The sequence below is a fragment of the Kitasatospora purpeofusca genome (genome assembly GCF_034043715.1).
GTDB classification, from domain to species: Bacteria; Actinomycetota; Actinomycetes; order Streptomycetales; family Streptomycetaceae; genus Kitasatospora; species Kitasatospora purpeofusca_A.
In genome coordinates, this window is sequence record NZ_JAXCLC010000082.1 from 22,467 (window position 1) to 38,639 (window position 16,173).

The 16,173-nt window shown below is 76.3% G+C and carries 16 protein-coding genes; 13 read left to right on the plus strand and 3 right to left on the minus strand.

The genetic code is table 11. The features are described 5' to 3' along the window. Positions 1 to 186 precede the first annotated feature (186 nt). The 3 genes from SM793_RS31250 to SM793_RS31260 all read left to right on the plus strand — a co-directional run bounded on the left by SM793_RS31250 (position 187) and on the right by SM793_RS31260 (position 4,382). The gene (locus SM793_RS31250) at positions 187 to 642 is read left to right on the plus strand and encodes a hypothetical protein (RefSeq protein ID WP_320441679.1); all 456 of its coding nucleotides are present in this window, start codon (positions 187 to 189) and stop codon (positions 640 to 642) included. A gap of 172 nt (positions 643 to 814) precedes the next feature. Continuing rightward, complete coding sequence (locus SM793_RS31255; RefSeq protein ID WP_320441680.1) at positions 815 to 3,919, plus strand: AAA family ATPase; 3,105 nt, start codon at positions 815 to 817, stop codon at positions 3,917 to 3,919. A gap of 283 nt (positions 3,920 to 4,202) precedes the next feature. Continuing rightward, positions 4,203 to 4,382 carry a hypothetical protein gene (locus tag SM793_RS31260; RefSeq protein ID WP_320441681.1) on the plus strand — a complete coding sequence of 60 codons (180 nt, stop codon included), beginning with the start codon at positions 4,203 to 4,205 and terminating at the stop codon, positions 4,380 to 4,382. A 160-nt stretch (positions 4,383 to 4,542) separates the two neighbouring features. Here the strand turns inward: SM793_RS31260 and SM793_RS31265 are convergent, their stop codons facing one another. Continuing rightward, positions 4,543 to 4,977 carry a hypothetical protein gene (locus SM793_RS31265; RefSeq protein WP_320441682.1) on the minus strand — a complete coding sequence of 145 codons (435 nt, stop codon included), beginning with the start codon at positions 4,975 to 4,977 and terminating at the stop codon, positions 4,543 to 4,545. A gap of 216 nt (positions 4,978 to 5,193) precedes the next feature. Beyond that, on the minus strand, positions 5,194 to 6,006 hold the full coding sequence (locus SM793_RS31270) for an SDR family oxidoreductase (RefSeq protein ID WP_320441683.1): 813 nt from the start codon (positions 6,004 to 6,006) through the stop codon (positions 5,194 to 5,196). A 224-nt stretch (positions 6,007 to 6,230) separates the two neighbouring features. Between SM793_RS31270 and SM793_RS31275 the strand changes: the two genes are divergently transcribed. The 9 genes from SM793_RS31275 to SM793_RS31315 all read left to right on the plus strand — a co-directional run bounded on the left by SM793_RS31275 (position 6,231) and on the right by SM793_RS31315 (position 14,355). Further along, positions 6,231 to 6,893, plus strand: coding sequence for a hypothetical protein (locus SM793_RS31275; protein ID WP_320441684.1), 663 nt, complete (start codon positions 6,231 to 6,233; stop codon positions 6,891 to 6,893). A gap of 153 nt (positions 6,894 to 7,046) precedes the next feature. Next, positions 7,047 to 7,487: an NTP pyrophosphohydrolase gene (locus tag SM793_RS31280; RefSeq protein WP_320441685.1), complete on the plus strand. Its 441-nt coding sequence runs from the start codon at positions 7,047 to 7,049 to the stop codon at positions 7,485 to 7,487. Between the two features lie 447 nt (positions 7,488 to 7,934). Then, the gene (locus tag SM793_RS31285) at positions 7,935 to 9,617 is read left to right on the plus strand and encodes an ATP-binding protein (RefSeq protein WP_413816070.1); all 1,683 of its coding nucleotides are present in this window, start codon (positions 7,935 to 7,937) and stop codon (positions 9,615 to 9,617) included. Next, complete coding sequence (locus tag SM793_RS31290; RefSeq protein ID WP_030301817.1) at positions 9,614 to 10,021, plus strand: roadblock/LC7 domain-containing protein; 408 nt, start codon at positions 9,614 to 9,616, stop codon at positions 10,019 to 10,021. The genes SM793_RS31285 and SM793_RS31290 overlap by 4 nt, the downstream gene beginning before the upstream one ends. Then, the gene (locus SM793_RS31295; RefSeq protein ID WP_320441687.1) at positions 10,018 to 10,377 is read left to right on the plus strand and encodes a DUF742 domain-containing protein; all 360 of its coding nucleotides are present in this window, start codon (positions 10,018 to 10,020) and stop codon (positions 10,375 to 10,377) included. The genes SM793_RS31290 and SM793_RS31295 overlap by 4 nt, the downstream gene beginning before the upstream one ends. Next, complete coding sequence (locus tag SM793_RS31300; protein ID WP_320441688.1) at positions 10,358 to 10,978, plus strand: GTP-binding protein; 621 nt, start codon at positions 10,358 to 10,360, stop codon at positions 10,976 to 10,978. The genes SM793_RS31295 and SM793_RS31300 overlap by 20 nt, the downstream gene beginning before the upstream one ends. A gap of 58 nt (positions 10,979 to 11,036) precedes the next feature. After that, positions 11,037 to 12,695 (plus strand): cytochrome P450, encoded by a 1,659-nt coding sequence (locus SM793_RS31305; protein ID WP_320441689.1) that lies wholly within the window; start codon positions 11,037 to 11,039, stop codon positions 12,693 to 12,695. Between the two features lie 220 nt (positions 12,696 to 12,915). Beyond that, positions 12,916 to 13,560, plus strand: coding sequence for a dihydrofolate reductase family protein (locus SM793_RS31310; protein ID WP_320441690.1), 645 nt, complete (start codon positions 12,916 to 12,918; stop codon positions 13,558 to 13,560). Between the two features lie 312 nt (positions 13,561 to 13,872). Next, positions 13,873 to 14,355, plus strand: coding sequence for a hypothetical protein (locus SM793_RS31315; RefSeq protein WP_320441691.1), 483 nt, complete (start codon positions 13,873 to 13,875; stop codon positions 14,353 to 14,355). A 174-nt stretch (positions 14,356 to 14,529) separates the two neighbouring features. Here the strand turns inward: SM793_RS31315 and SM793_RS31320 are convergent, their stop codons facing one another. Then, entirely contained in the window at positions 14,530 to 15,075 is a 546-nt protein-coding gene (locus SM793_RS31320; protein ID WP_320441692.1) for a hypothetical protein, read from the minus strand. A gap of 179 nt (positions 15,076 to 15,254) precedes the next feature. On the opposite strand from SM793_RS31320, the gene SM793_RS31325 reads away from it, so the two are divergent. Further along, positions 15,255 to 16,173: AfsR/SARP family transcriptional regulator (locus SM793_RS31325; protein WP_320441693.1), on the plus strand; the 919-nt coding region annotated here is incomplete at its 3' end.

The window sequence follows — 16,173 nt, forward strand, 5'->3', positions numbered from 1 at the left end:
GGGGGCCGTACTCGCGCGCACACGCAGTAATGGGTAGTGGCCCCCATTGATCCCCGTACCGTTCCGGGAGTCCGCTGGGTATCGGCCCGGTGGCCGCCGGGCGTCGCCCCGGCCCCGCCCTTCCCCCACCCGCCGCCCGGTGCCGTCCTCCCCCACACGCACAGTGACCAGAGTCAGGTGAACGGCATGCACGACCTCCACCGACCGGCACGTCCGACGATGCGGCGGGCCGCGATGTACCTGCGGTGCCGCCCCTACGACGCGCGGGAGGCCGACTACATGCGGACCGCCATGGAGCAGCTGGCCGACCGGTTCGGTCTGCCGATGCCGGACGTGTACACCGACCACGGGCTCAACGCCCACGGGCCGCTGCCGGCGCTGGAGAACCTGCTGTTGGCGGCCGAGCGCCGCTGGGTGGACGCGGTGCTGGTCCCGGGGCCGTTCGTGTTCGCGCTCGACGACCGGGCGGCCGCGGAGACGGTCCGGCGGTTCGCCCGGGCGGGCTGCGAGGTGATCGAGGCGCCGGGGCGGGTCGTCCGGCCCGCCGGCGTGCCGCGGCTGTCGGCCGTCCCCGGCTTCGGCCCGGGCCGTCCGCGCCGTCCCGCCCCGGGCGAGGGCCCGGCCGCGTACCAGGCGGTCTGAGCGGGGCCGCAGGCCGCCGCCCGGCGCGGGGCACCGGCCGCCCCGCCCGGCGCCGCCCCGCCCGACGCCGCTTTTCCGGACGCGGGCATCATAGGGGTATGCCCGCTCAGACTGGATCCACCCCGTGCCGGGGTGCCGACGGCCGCGCCGGGCGCGGCCGGGCACGGCGCCGATGAACCGGCCGTCGCCGCCGACCGCCCCGGAGGGGGCAGCTCCGGGGGCCGTCTTCGTGGGCCGGGTCGGTGAACTCGCCCGGCTGACCGACGCGCTCGCCAGGCCCCCGGTCGTCCTGCTCGTCGAGGGCGAGGCGGGCAGCGGCAAGTCGCGGCTGGTCGCCGAGGCCGTCCGGGCCCTGCACGCGAGGCCGGGCAGCGGGACGGCCGCGCGCGGGACCGCCCAGGACGGGACGCCTACGGCGCCCGGCGGCGCCCTCCCCCGCCGGCCGGTGCTGCTCGGCCGGTGCCACCCGCTGCGTGAGCCGGAGCCGTTCGGCCCGGTCGTGGACGCCCTGCGGGACGCCGCCGCCCTGCTGCCCCCGCCCGGCGAGCTGCCGCCCAGCACCGGGGCGCTGCGGCTGGTGCTGCCCGACCTCGCCGCCCAGCTGCCGGCCGCGCCGCCGGACGGCGGGACGCTCCTGTCCGCGCGCCGACTGCTCGCCCAGGGGGTGCGGGCGCTGCTCACGGCGCTCGACGCCCCGGTGCTGGTGGTGGAGGACCTCCAGTGGGCCGACGACGCGACCCTCGACCTGCTGGTCCGGCTGGCCCGTGACCTGCCGCCGCGGCTCGCACTGGTGGTCACCTACCGTCCCGAGGACCTGCCGCCCGGCACCCCGGCGCCCGGGGCGGCCTTCCGCCCCGCGCCCGCCAGGACCGGTGGGCACGGGACCGGCGGGCACGGGACCGGCGAGGGGCCCGGGGCGGTCGGTGCGCCGGTCCGGCTGGAGCGGCTGGCGCCCTTGGACGAGCGCGAGGTCGCGGAGCTGGCCCGGTCCGTGCTGGGCCCGGCGGCGACCCCCGAACTCGCGCGGGTCCTGCACGAACGCAGCCAGGGCCTGCCGCTGGCCGTCGAGGAGGACCTGCGGGCCCTGGCCGAACGCGCAGCCGCCTCCCCGGACCGTCCGTCCAACGACCGTCCGTCCAACGAGCGGACCGGCGGGACCGGTGGCCGCGCCGCCACCGGCGACCTGGCGGCCGTCCTGGCCGGCACCGAGGTCCCGCGCGGACTGCGCGACGCGGTGACCGAGCGGCTCGCCCGCCTGGGCGGCGACGGCGCGGCCGTCGTGGCGGCGGCCGCCGTCGTCGGGGTGCCCGCCGACGAGGAGCTGCTGACCGCCGTCGCCGGGCTGGACGCCGGGGCCGGGGCCGACGGCCTGACCGAGGCGCTGCACGCGGGCGTCCTGCGGGAGACCGCGCCGGACCGCTACGCCTTCCGCTCCCCGTCGGCCCGGCAGGTCGCCCACGGGCGGGTCGCCGGGCCCCGGCGCCGGGTCCTGCACCAGCGGGCCGTGGCCGCGCTGGGGACGAGGGAGCCCCGGCCGCTCGCCCGGATCGCCGAGCACACCCTGGCCATGGGCGACCGCCCGGCCTGGCAGGACCTCGCCCAGGCCGCCGCCGACCAGGCCGCCGCCCTCGGCGACCCGGGCGGTGCCCGGCGGATGCTGCGCGGCCTGCTCGACGAGCCCGACCTCGACCCGCGCCGCCGGGGCCGGGCGGCCCTGGCGCTGGCCCGGCTCGCGGCCGACGACGTCGATCCGGCGGCCAGCGTGCAGGTGCTGAGCGGCATGGTCGCCGATCCCCGGCTGCCGGTCGCCGACCGGGGCGAGATCCGGCTCGCGCTCGGCTTCCTGATGGCGGTGCACAGCGGCAACAGGGCCGGCTTCGACCGGATCCGGGAGTCCCTGGAGGAGTTGGAGGAGCGCCCGGTGCGGGCGGCCCGGGCGATGGTGGCGATCGCCATGGACGAGCGCGACGGCGCCGGCCGCCGGTCCGGGGAGTGGCTCGCGCGGGCGGAGGGCCTGCTGGCGGCCAACCCGGACGAGGACGTGGCCGCCGCGGTGCGGGCCACCTCGCTCACCTTCCAGGCCCGGGACGGCGATCCGGCGGTCTGGGACCGGCTGGACGAGCTGCCGCGCGACTCCGAACGCCCCGAGGTGATGCGGCAGACCACCCGGGCGCTGTACAACGCGGGCGAGATCGCGATCGAGCTGGGCTACGACCGCCGGTCCGCGAACCTGCTGGAGGAGAGCCGCCGGCTGGCCCGGCTGACGGGCATTCCGTACCTGGAGTGCTACAGCCGGCTGGCACTGATCCGGCTCGACATGCTGGCCGGGCGCTGGGACGTGGTGGAGCCCCGGTTCGCCCGGCTGGGCGCGGAGTTCGACGACCTGGCGATGGCCGGTGCCGAGCGCTCGCTGCTGTTCGGGCGGCTCTCGGCGGGGCGGGGCCGGCTGGCGCTGGCCCGGGAGGAGTTCGAGATCGCCGCCCGCTTCGGCCAGCGGGAGTCGCAGGTGACCGTGGCGCTGCGGGCTGCCGCCGGGCTCGGCGGCCTGCAACTGCTGGAGGGCGACACCGCCGGGGCCGCCGGCACGGTGGGGCCGGCGCTGGCCACGGCCCGGCAGGCCGACGCCTGGGCGCGCACCGCCGAGCTGCTGCCGGTCGCCGTCGAGGCCCTGCTGGCGACGGGCGGGCGGGCCGAGGCCGGGGAGGTCACCGAGGAGGCCACGGAGTCGCTCACCGACCGGGACGCGCCGGCGGTGACGGCGGCGCTGCACCTCGCCCGGGGTCTGCTGCTGGACGCGGACGGCGATCCGGAGGCGGCGGAGGCGTTCACCCGGGCCAGGGACCACTGGCAGGACATCGGGCGACCGTACGAGGCGGCGCGGGCCGACGAGCGGATCGCCGCCGTGCTGGCCGCGCGCGACCGGGCGCGGGCGGCGGAGCGGATGGCCGCCGCCGAGCGGGTCTACCTGGAGCTGGGGGCCACTACGGACACCGCCCGCTGCCGGAAACTGCGCCGGGACCTCGATCTCGGCGGGATCGGCTCGCCGGGCCGCCGCGGCTACGGCAAGCGGCTGTCGCCGCGCGAACGGCAGGTGGCGGAGCTGCTCGCGCAGGGGACGGGCAACCAGGACATCGCCCAGGCCCTCTTCCTGTCGCCGCGCACGGTGGAGCATCATGTGGCGAACGTGCTGGCCAAGTTGGGCACCGGCCGGGCCGGGACGGCGCAGGCGCTGGCCCGGGCGGACGCCGAGGACGCGGCGGGCGCGGGCGGCGGGTGACCGGGGCCGCGGTGCGTAGGGTCGCGGTGCGTAGGGTCGCGGCGTGCGCGGGGGTGCGCGGGGGTGCGCGGTCGCGGTGCGCGGGGTCGGTCGGGACCGGGCGCGGCGGGCCCTCGCGGGTGCCGCGCACGTCCGCGTGGGTGCCCCGCGGCGGGTGCCCCCAGCGTTCCCGCCGGCCGATAGGTAGTCGCCCGCATTGATCCGGCCGGTCCGGGCCGGTTCCCTGGTGGTCATTGGCGAGCGAGCGGGGCAGCCGCTCCCCGACCAGGAGGGATCCCGAGTGATGAGTGCACGTCACCACGCGCTGAGCGCGACCGCCGGACCGGCGACGGACGGACCGGCCGAGGCCGGGGCCACGGTCCGGCTCTCCCCCTCCCCCCGCAAGGCCGGGCACCACCCGGTGGCACTGGTCCGTCTGGCCCGGCTCAGCCGGTCCGGTCCCGGGCCCCACTGGGCGCACTGAGCGCCGGCCGGGACCGTGTGGGCGGTTCCCGGTCGGGAATCCGGGGGGAGCGGGCGCCGGGACGGCCGGGAACGGCCCGGAACGGCTGACGCACCAGAAAAAAGGGCCCTGCCTGGCCGACCAGGCAGGGCCCTTCGCCGTGCGGACGTGTCTGCGGGGATCAGCAGGACGCCGCGACGGAGAGGGTGACGGCGGCCGGCGGCCACCCCCACTCGGTGGTTTCGAGGGTGGCCTCGGCGGTGGAGCCGCAGGGCAGGACACCGGAGATCATGCCCACCGGAGTGGCGGACCAGCTGACGTTGACCGTCGGCGTGATGGTGCCGATCTCCGCCCCGCCGACGACCTTGGCGGTGAGGCGGAACGGGACCGGGCGCGGGGTCCAGGTGACGCTGGTCGGCGTGGTCCGGCCGTGGAAGGTCACCTGGTCGCCGCTGACGATGGCGCAGATCTCGTTGACCACCACGCCCCGGTAGCTGGTCGCGCAGGTCCCCGGGACGCTCGGGGCGGCGGAGGCGGAGGCGAGCGCGGCGCCGGGGAGCGCACCGGCGAGGGTCAGAGCGGCGCTGGTGGCGAGGATGGCGAGAGGCCGATTCATCGAACTTTTCCCGTTCATGGGTAGGGGTGGCAGAGTGAAGCCATGTGACATTTCATGCTTCACACCTCAGATACTGCCATGGATTCAAGCGGAAGATTGCCGTCCAGCCTTATCTTTGAAGCCATTTACTGGTTTCGGCCTTTCAATGACTCAATTGCATCGGTCCGGACGGTCGGTCGGCCGCTCCACCGGGCGGGCGTCCGACCGGTCCTCCGGTCAGCCGCCGGCGCGCGGCTCCAGCCGGAGCCCGAAGGCCGCCGTACCGGGATCCAGAGCGGTCACCCCGCCGTCGACCGTGAGCACCGCGCCGTTCACATAACCGGCGGCCGGGGAGAGCAGCCAGCCGATCGCGGCGGCCACCTCCTCCGGCTCTCCCGGCCGGCCCGCCGGGGTCAGCGCCGTCGCCTCGCGGTAGGCCTCGTCGACGCCGCCGGCCAGCTCGGCCTCCTCCGCGAAGCGCGCCATCCTGCGGTCCGCCATCTCGGTGCGCACCCAGCTCGGGCAGACGGTGTTGGCCCGCAGGCCGAGCCGGCCGTAGTCGACGGTCAGCGAGCGGCACAGCTGGAGCAGCGCGGCCTTCGAGGTCGCGTAGGCGGCACTGCCGGCGCCGTTACGCAGCGCCGAGACGGAGGCCACCGCCACCACGGCGCCGCGCGCGGCCAGGAGGTGCGGCAGCGCCTCGCGCAGCAGGAGGAACGGGCCGGTGAGATTGGTCCGCATCACCAGCTCCCAGTCCTCCAGCGTCACCTCGCCCACCGAGCCGCCCCGGCCCACCCCGGCGTTGAGCACCAGCCCGTCGATCCGGCCGTAGGCGGCGACGGCTGCCGCGACCAGCCCGCGGACGCCTTCCGGCTCGGTGGTGTCGGAGACGTGCGCGAGCGCCCCCGTCTCCCTGGCGACCAGCTCCAGCGGCTCACGCCGACGGCCGGACACCACCACGTGGTGGCCCTCGGCCCGCAGCAGCCGCGCGGTGGCGGCGCCGATGCTGCTTCCTCCGCCGGTGACGACGACTACACGCTGGTCCGACATTCCTGTGACCTCCGGGATCGATGTTTCGTGGACCGTCGATCCTAGGCCGTCGGCCCGACAGGCCGTCAGGGCCGGTCCGGCGGTCCCGGGTCCGTCCGTGGGGCCCGTCGGGCCGGTCCCCGGGAGCCGGGCGTTGTCGGCGGCAGACCGTTGTCGGAGGCGGGCCGTAGATTCGGCGCGACCGAGCACCAGTCGAGCGATTCGCGGACAGGACACCGAGCCCGATGAACCCCGTGACCCCGATCCCCCCGACCGCAGAGCACGGCATCGCGCTGACCGAGCGGGTGATCGCCTCCGTCCGGGCGGACCCGCACCGGCCGATCCTGGCCTACGGCCCGTGGGCCGGGCCGTGGCTGACCGGCGAGCCCCGGCCGCTGCCGGCCGGACCGCCGGCCGGGGCGGTCTTCCCCAGCGGCCGGCCGCTGCCGCCGAGCCTGCGGCGCTGGCTGGCCTTCGACACCGGGCTGCTGCGCCGGTTCGGCTGGCTCGACGAGGACGACCGCTTCACGCCCCGGTCGTTGGGCGAGCTGGCGCGGGACGAGTTCGGCGAGGTCTGGGGCTCCTGCTTCGACGGCGTCTCGGACCGCTTCGACGAGTGCTTCCTACTCCCGGGCGGTTCCGACTCGCGCCGGGTCCTGGCGACCGGCCCGGGCGACGCGCACGGCGAGTACCCGGTGCTGGCCCTCGACGTGGACGACATCCCGTGCGTCGAGCTGATGTACCCGGGCCTGGACGTCTATCTCGCCGACACCTGCGGCCTGCTGACCGTCGAGGGCGACGGCTACTCCGCCCTGGCCCGGAACCCCGTGTACGCCGGCCGGATGCTCACCCACGCGCACCAGGTGTTCGGCGGGGAGTTCGCCGAGGAGTGCTTCCCCGACCTCTGAGCAAAACCGGTGCGGAGACCGGCACGGGCGCACCGGCACGCGTGGAGCGGTAAGGGCGCTCCGGAGCGCCCACGCGCCCCCGTCACCCGCTCCGCGCCGGTCCCGCCGCCGCTACCGCTACCGGCCCGGGGGTCCGTGACAGACTGGCCCGCCATGGAGAGCGAGACGGGCGGGGCCGCCCCGGAGCCGCCGCTGCTTGTGGTGGACGGCGCCAACGTGGTGGGTTCGGTACCCGACGGCTGGTGGCGGGACCGGCGCGGTGCGGCCGAGCGGCTGCGGGACACGCTCGCGCCCGTCGCCGGCCACGGGGTCCCGGGCGAGCGGGCCGACGTCCCGCCCTGGGCCCGGACCGGCCCGCTGGAGGTGCTCCTCGTCGTCGAGGGCGCGGCCCGGGGAGTCACGGCCGCACCCGGGGTGCGCGTCGAGGCCGCCACCGGGAGCGGCGACGACCTGATCGTCGCGCTCGTCTCGGCGGCCCTCGCCGCCCGCCCCGGACGGAACTGCCTGGTCGTCACGGCGGACCGGGGCCTGCGCGCCCGGGTCACCGCACTCGGCGCCGCCGTGACCGGCCCCCGCGCGGTGCGCCCCGCCTGACCCCCGCACAGCCGCTCACGTTTCCCGTCACCCGGGCAGCGGGAGCTCGACGGCTCATCATTTCGGTGGACGCGGTCCGGCCCGGGCTGACGCCCCGGCCGCCGCCGCCCACCGCCCGGATCCACGCCCTAGCACGAAGTGGCCCTTCCGAGGGGCAAGTTCACCCGGAGACCGCTCGCATTGGCGAACCGGCGGCGTGCGCCGGTTCGGGGCGCGCGGAGCGCGGTAAACCTGGTGCCACCACCGGCGCTCACCCGCCGTCCCCGGGCGCCGCACCGCGGAGACCCACCGTGTCGCGCACCACCCGCGCGCCACCACCCACCGCACCGCTCCGCTCCGAACCCTCAGGCCCACCGGCCGCCCGCCCGTTCCCCCACTCTTCCGATCGTTTGAGGATGCTGAATGCTTGGTGCTGGTTCGTCACCCGGACGCCGGCGCTCCGCCCCCGTGCTCGTCTGGCTCCTGCCCACCGTCGTGACGGCCGCCGTCGCCGCCGTCACCGTGGCCACGGCCTCCCCCGACTCGCGCCTCCCCGTCGCCGTCTGCGCGGCGGTGGGCGCCCTGGCCGTGGTCCTGGTCGCCGCCGAGGCAGCCCGGCGGGGCCGGGCGACGGAGGAACTCCGCGCGCGGGCCGTCCAGCGCGAGGGTGAACTGATCCGCCGGCTCACCCGGCAGGAGACCGAGTACATCCGGCTGGCCAAGTCCGTCCTGCCCGCCGCCATGACCCGGCTCACCCACGGCGAGGGCCTGGAAGACCTGGTCAACGCGTACACCCTCCAGGACGTCACGGTCGGCGCGGAGTTCCGGACCGCGCAGCAGACCCTGCTGCGCGCCGTACTGGAGACCGTCGAGAAGGAGGAGGCGCTGCGCGAGTCGGCCCGGCGCTCCTTCGTCAACATCGCCCGCCGTGTGCAGGCGATCGTCCACCGGCAGGCCGCCGAGCTGCGCATCATGGAGCACCGGCACGGCAACGACCCCGCGGTCTTCGACGACCTGCTGCTGGTCGACCACGGCAACGCCCTCATCGGCCGCCTGGCCGACAGCATCGCCGTCCTCGGCGGCGCGCGGCCGGGCCGTCAGTGGAACCGGGCCGTGCCGCTGTACAGCGTGCTGCGCGGCGGCATGTCGCGGATCCTCGACTTCCAGCGGGTCGAGCTGCACCCGGTCTCCGACGTGGCAGTGGTCGGCCCGGCGGTCGAGCCGCTCATCCACGCGGTGGCCGAACTCCTCGACAACGCCACCCGCTACTCGCCCCCGCACACCAGCGTGCACCTGACCGCGGTCGAGGTGCAGACCGGCATCGCGATCGAGATCGAGGACGGCGGGCTCAGCCTCAGCGAGGAGGGCCGGGCCCGCGCCGAGCGGATGCTGCTGGAGGCGCAGGCCGGCATCGACCTCAACGAGCTCGGTGAGACCCCCCGGCTCGGCCTCGCCGTCGTCGGCCGGCTCTCCCGGGCGTACGGCTTCCAGGTCTCGCTGCGTCCCTCGGCCTACGGCGGGGTGCGGGCGGTGCTGGTCGTGCCGCAGGAGCTGATCACCACCGCGCCCGCGACCGGGCGCGCCCACGGCATCGGTGTCACCGGCTCGTCCGGTCCGGAGCCGGTGGACGACCGCCGCCCGCACACCTCGCCACCGCCGCGGCGGCCGCTCTCCGGCTCGCTGCCGGGGCCGCTCAGCGGTGGGGGGGACGTGCCGGTGGTGACCGAGCGCACCCCCACCGGTCTGCCCCGCCGGCGCCGGCACGCCGCGCCGACCACCCGGATCGGCGTCGCCCAGACGACCCGCACCACCACCGCCCGCTCCGGCGGCACGACCGGTCGGGCGTCCGCGGGCGGTGCGGCGGGCTCCAGCGGTGCGGCCGGACCCAGTCCCGCACCGGGCCCCAACGGCGCACCGGCCGCGAACGGCGCATTGGCCGCGAAAGGCCCGGCGGGTGTGAACGGCTCGGCGGGTCCGACCGGCCGGGGCGACGGGTTCGGCGGCCCACCGGAGCGGACCGGTGCCGATCCCTCCACCCCGGCGGGGCCGGTGCAGCCGGGCCTCTGGCTGGCCGCCTTCACCGAGGGGGTCAACGGCACCGGCGCGGCCGACCACGACAACGGGGACTCGACGGGGAGGGACGAACGGTGATTCAGCCACGGACCAACATGGACTGGCTGCTCAAGCAGCTGGCGGACGAAGTCCCGCACGTCCGCAACGTCATCGTGCTCTCCGCGGACGGCCTGCGGATGGCCCAGCACGGCACCGAGACCGACACCGCCGACCGGCTCGCCGCCGCCTGCGCCGGCCTGCAGAGCCTGGCGGCGGCCGTGGGCCACGAGTTCCCGCACGGGGACGGCCGGATGCGGCTGGTGGTGATCGAGATGGGCGGCGGCTTCTTCTACCTGATGGCGGCCGGCGCCCGGGCCTTCCTCGCGGTGCTGGCCGACGAGGGCGTGGACGCCGGGCTGATGGGCCAGCGGATGCGCGATCTGGTCGCCCGGATCGGCGAACACCTCAGTACGCCTCCCCGAAGGGGCGAGCCCGTCGCATGAGCACAGCCGGCCGGGACTGGGGCGAGGAAGCCCCGGAACGCTTCTACGTGATCACGCGCGGCCACACCCAACCGGCCGGACGGGCCGCGTTGGACCTGGTCACGCTGATCGTCTCCCGTGCGGAGCCCACGCCCTCGATGCCGCCCGAGCACGCGGCGATCCTGCACCTGTGCGGATCGCCGCTCTCGGTGGCCGAGATCTCCGCCTATCTGCGGCTGCCGGTCAGCGCGGTCACCGTGCTGCTGGCCGACCTCGTGGCCGAGGAGCGGGTCGAGGCGCGCGCCTCCGTCCCGGCCGCGCTACTCCCCGACCGTGCCCTGTTGGAGGCGGTGATGCATGGACTACAGCGCCTCTGACACGGTGCGCGGGCCGGCCGACGAGGATCTCCTGCCGGACTCGGCCGCCGCGGCCGTCAAGGTGGTCGTCGTCGGCGGCTTCGGCGTCGGCAAGACCACCCTGGTCGGCGCGGTGAGCGAGATCCGTCCGCTGACCACCGAGGAGACGATGACCCAGGCCGGGGCGGACGTCGACGACCTGGCCGGGATCGAGCGGAAGTCCGAGACCACGGTCGCGATGGACTTCGGCCGGATCAGCATCAGCGAGGAGCTGGTGCTGTACCTCTTCGGCACCCCGGGGCAGGAGCGGTTCTGGTTCCTGTGGAACGGCCTGTTCGAGGGCGCCCTGGGCGCGGTGGTGCTGGTCGACACCCGTCGCCTGGAGGTCAGCTTCGACGTGATCGGGCGGCTGGAGGACCGCGGCGTGCCGTTCGTGGTCGCCGCCAACGCCTTCCCCGGCGCGCCCGCCCACCCGGACGAGGAACTGCGGCTCGCACTGGACCTGCCGCCGGAGGTCCCGATCGTCGCCTGCGACGCCCGGGTCCGCGAGTCCGGACGGGACGTGCTGCTCGCGCTCATGCACTACCTCTACGACCTGGCGGGGACACGGGCCGCGCGGTGAGCGCGCCGCCCGTCCCCGCCCTCCTCCGCCACCCCCGTCGACGACCTCCGGAGACACCGTGACCACCCCGTTCCGCGACGACGCCCCGCTCGCCCCGCCGGCCGGCTGCCCCGCCCACGGGGCCGGCGGGCCGGGCATCGACACGCCGGGCATCGACATCCCGGGCATCGAGATCCCGAGCCCCGCCCGACCGGGGAACGCCGACTCGGCGAGCACCGGAGTGGGGAGCACCGGACCGGGGAACGCCGACTCGACGAGCACCGGAGCGGGGAGCACCGGACCGGGGAGCACCGGACCGGGGAGCGACCGGCCCGGCCTCGACGAGTTTCCCGTCGCCGAACTCCGCCGCCTCTACGGTCCCGAGGCCGAGGCCGACCCGTCCGGCCTGTACGAGAAGCTGCGCGCCGAGCACGGGGAGGTCGCGCCCGTCCTGCTGCACGGCGACCTGCCGGCCTGGCTGGTCCTCGGCCACTCCGCCAACCTCACCGTGATGCGCACACCCTCCCGCTTCTCCCGGGACTCGCGCCGCTGGCGGGCGTTCCAGGAGGGGCGGGTCGGGGCCGACTCGCCGCTGATGCCGGTCATCGCCTGGCAGCCGCTCTGCGTCTTCGCCGACGGCGCCGAGCACCGACGGCTGCGCGGCGCCGTCACCGACGGCCTGAACGGCACCGACCGGCGCGGCGTCCGACGCTTCGTCACCCGCTACACCGCCGAACTGGTCGAGGAGTTCGGGCCGGCCGGACAGGCCGAGCTGGTGAGCCGTTTCGCGGAGCACCTGCCGATGCTGGTGATGACGCAGCTGGTCGGCATGCCCGAGGAGTACGGCCCGCGCCTGGTCGAGGCCGCCCGGGACCTCATGAAGGGCACCGAGACCGCCATCACCAGCAACGACCACGTGGTCGCGGCCCTGCGCCGGCTGGTCGAACGCAAGCGGACCGACCCCGGCGCCGACCTCTGCACCCGGCTGATGCGGCACGAGGCCGGGCTGACGGACGAGGAGGTGCTGGAGCACCTGCGGGTCGTGCTGCTCGCGGCGAACGAGACGACCGTCAACCTGATCGCCGACACGCTGAAGATGATCCTCACCGACGAGCGGTTCCGGGCGCACCTGTCGGGCGGCCACATGACCGTGCCGGACGCGCTCGACCAAGTCCTCTGGGACGCCCCGCCGATGTCGCTGGTCGCCGGCCGCTGGGCCACCGGGGACACCCTGCTCGACGGCCAGCGGATCCGGGCCGGGGACATGCTGCTGCTCGGCCTCGCCGCCGGGAACGTCGACCCGGTCGTCCGGCCCGACCTGGCGAAGCCGCTGCACGGCAACCGCTCCCACCTGTCCTTCGGCAGCGGCCCGCACGAGTGCCCGGGCCAGGACATCGGGCGGGCGATCGCGGAGACCGGGATCGACTGCCTGCTCACCCTGCTGCCGGACCTCCGGCTCGCCGTGCCGGAGGAGGAACTGACCTGGACCTCGGCCTGGCTGTCGCGCCATCTGATGGCGCTGCCGGTGGAGTTCACCCCGCGCGAGCGGCGGCCCGCCCAGGACTCCGCTCCCCCGGCCGCCGCGCCCGCCGCCGCCCCGAGCGCCTCGGGCCCGCCGCTCCCCCCGGTGGCACCGGCCCTGCTCCCCGGACCGACGCCGGTCGGGCCCTCCCCCGCCCTCGTCGCCGGGCCCCGGCTCGGCTGGTGGGACCGGCTCGCCGGATGGTTCCGGCGCTGACCCGTCGCCGCGGGGTACGGGCCGCTCCGGTGACGGGGCCGTAGCCGGTAGCGCGGTTCCGGCGGGACGGGTCCGGCCCGGTCGGCGGGGCCTGGTCCGGCCCGGTCGGCGGGGCGGCGCGTCCCCGGCCGAACCGGGCGGGCCCGCACTAGAGTCGGCGCGAGCCGGACGCGGCCCTTCCGCTGCGCCCGAACCCCGACCGCCCGCCGAAAGGTGTCCCGTGTCCCTGGTCCGTGTCCACAACTTCTCGGTCTCGCTCGACGGCTACGGCACGGGCGAGGGACAGAGTCTGGAGGCGCCGTTCGGCCACGCCGGCGACCGGCTGCACAGCTGGTTCTTCCACACCCGCACCTTCCGCGCCATGCAGGGCGGCGAGGGCGGGGAGACCGGCGTGGACGACGCCATGGCGCGCGCCTGGGGCGACGGGATCGGCGCGGAGATCATGGGGCGCAACAAGTTCGGCCCGCAGCGCGGCCCGTGGCAGGACCACGAGTGGAACGGCTGGTGGGGCCCGGACCCGGTGTTCCGCACGCCGGTCTTCGTCCTCACCCACCACCCCAGGCCCACCGTGGAGATGGCGGGCGGCACCACCTTCCACTTCGTCGACGGCACCCCGCAGGAGGTCCTCGCCCTCGCCCGGGAGGCCGCCGGCGGCCTGGACGTCCGGATCGGCGGCGGCCCGAGCACGGTCCGCGAATTCCTCGCCGCGGACCTGGTCGACCACCTGCACGTGGTCGTGGTGCCCGTGCTGCTCGGCCGGGGCGAGCGCCTGTGGGACGGACTCGAAGGGCTGGAGCAGCGCTTCCGGATCGAGTCCGTCACCAGCCCGAGCGGGGTCACCCACCTCACCTTCACCCGGCCCTGACCGCCCCGCACCGACCTCACCGCCCCCCTCGCCACCGCCCTCACCGCCCCCCTCGCAGCCTCCTCACCGATCCGACCGCCGCTGGGATCCCGGGCGGGTCCTCCGCCTCGCCGACGCGGAGGACCCGCCCGGGATCCCAGTTGTCTGGGGGGCGCCGCCACTCCGCTCCCGGCCGTGCTCCCGTGCGCCGGGTTTGCCACCCCCGGTGGCGGTGCCATATCCGAGGTTCGGGGGTGCGGACCGGATGCGGCGGCTGGGTGCCGGTCCGGCCCCTCGAAGGGATTTCGAGGGAGTCGAGGGAGGGACGGCGGGATGACGGACATTCGGCGACCGGCGCTGCGGTACACCGCGGACATCACCGTGGAGGACATCGACGGGCTGGCCGGGTTCATCGAGCGGCGGGTCGTGCTGCTGCGGGAGGCGGCCGCGAGGCCCGGCGGTGAGGAGGAACTGGTCGGGGAGGCCCTGACCCACACGGTCACGGCCCTGACCGGGAGCGCACGGGAGGTGCTCGGCACGCTCGCCGGGCACGTGGCGGAGGCGGCCGGGGGCGCCTCCGGACCCGCCGGGGCGGACGGCGCAGGCGGGGACGGCCGGGAAGTCGCCACGGCCTTCGACGAGGAGTTCGAGGAGCTGATGGCCCGGCTCAGCCGGCTCTGGCGGTACTTGCTGACGGCCGCCGAAGCGTGGAGCCACCTGCCCGACTACGACGTGGCGCGGTGGCGGCTGGACGGCCATCTGGACGCGGAACACGAGGCCCGGGCCCGCTGGTTGGAGGCCGGGGACGCCTGGTGAGCCGGCCCGCCCGGTGCCCCGGGAGGGCGGGTGAACGGAAGGGGCGGACGACCGGGGAGGGCGGCTGAGCAGGGAGGACGGACGACCGGGGAGGCCCGGTGACCGGCCGCGCGGGGCCGGCCCCCGGCCCGGGTGGGCAGGGGGCCGGCCGCAAGGGGCGTGCGGCGGTGCGGGTCAGTTCCAGGGGTTGGCGTACTGGTCGTTGATGTACGTCCAGAAGCGCACGCCCTGCGGCAGGCTGCCGGAGGCCCAGAAGGTCCAGCCGCCGGTCGAGGAGTAGTCCGAGCCGTAGCGGCCGTCGTGGAACTCGGCCTGCCGCCAGGTGCGCCCGAAGGTCGAGCGGCAGACCTCGTTGGCGGCCGCGGCGCTGGTCAGCTCCGATCCCTTGACCGGGCGGCTGAGTGCCACGCTGCCCAGGGCCCAGCCGTTGTAGAAGCCGAGGCTGATGCCGGCCGGCGCGGGCCGGCCGTCCTGGTTGAGGCAGAGCACCGGCAGCGAGACCCAGGGGGCGGTGTCGCCCTGGTAGGCGTTGCTGGCGGTGCCGCCGGGGCCGCCGACCTGGACGGTGCCGCTCGGACCGTAGTTGAGGACCTCCCAGGTCATGCCGTAGTGGGTGGCGTCCGAGGTGCGGGCCTGGGCGGCCGGGGCGACGGCCAGTGGCACGAGGGCGGCCACGGCGGCGGCGGTCGCGACGGCGGCGAGGCGCTTGATGCGGGTCATGGTCCTGTTCCTCCAGGGAACTCCGGGGAAGAAGTGCTCACGACGCCGGTCGCACTGCGGACCGGCACCTCCCGACCCTCTCAACCACGCGCACGATTCTGGCATGATCTGCTCACCGGTTCGTCACCAAACGCGACGGCCCGACAGCGGCGCGCAAGAACCCTGGGGAGGGGCAGCGCATGGAGTTCGCGATTCTGGGGCCGCTGGAGGTCCGGACCCGCACGGGGCACCGGATCCGACTGGGCGGCACCCGACAGGAACGACTGCTCGCCGCACTGCTGTTGAACCCGGGCGGCGCGGTGCCGGTGCCACGGCTGGTGGACGCCGTCTGGGAGGACCGGCCGCCCGCCACCGCCGACCGCCAGGTCCGCAACCTGGCCGGGCTGCTCCGCCGGGCCTTCCGTAAGGCGGACCCGACCGGGCCGCCCGTCCTGCTCACCGACGGGCACGGCTACCGGATCCCGCTCGGCGACCACGGGTTGGACTCCCGCCTGTTCGCCGACACCGTCGCCCGGTCCCGCCGGACGGCCGCCGCCGGGCAGCAGTCGGCCGCGGCGGCGGGTCTGCGGCAGGCCCTCTCGCTCTGGCGCGGCCCCGTACTCGACGGCCTGGAAGGGCAGTTGATCGACGCGGGCGCCGTGCCGCTGGACGAACTGCGGCTCACCGCCTGGGAGGACTGCCTCGACCTGGACGCGGCACTCGGGCGGCACCGCGCGAGCATTCCCGAGCTGACCGGCCTGGTCGCCGACCATCCGCTGCGGGAGCGGTTCGTCGGGCAGTTGATGCGGGCGCTGCACGCCTCGGGGCGGACGGCCGACGCGCTCACCGTGCACCGGCGGTTCACCAGCCGGCTCGCCGAGGAGCTGGGACTCGACCCCGGCCCCGAACTGCGGCGGCTGCACCTGGCGTTGCTCACCGACGGCGTCGATCCGGACCCCGGCCGGGGCTTCGGAGGGGCCGGCCCGTCGACGGGCCCGCCGGACCTGGGACCCCGAACCGCCGCGCCCCACAGCGCCGGAAATCCCGGAGGTCCCGGAGGTCCCGGAGGTCCCGGAGGGGGGGGGGGGGGGGGCGGCCCCCCCCCCCCCCCCCCCCCCC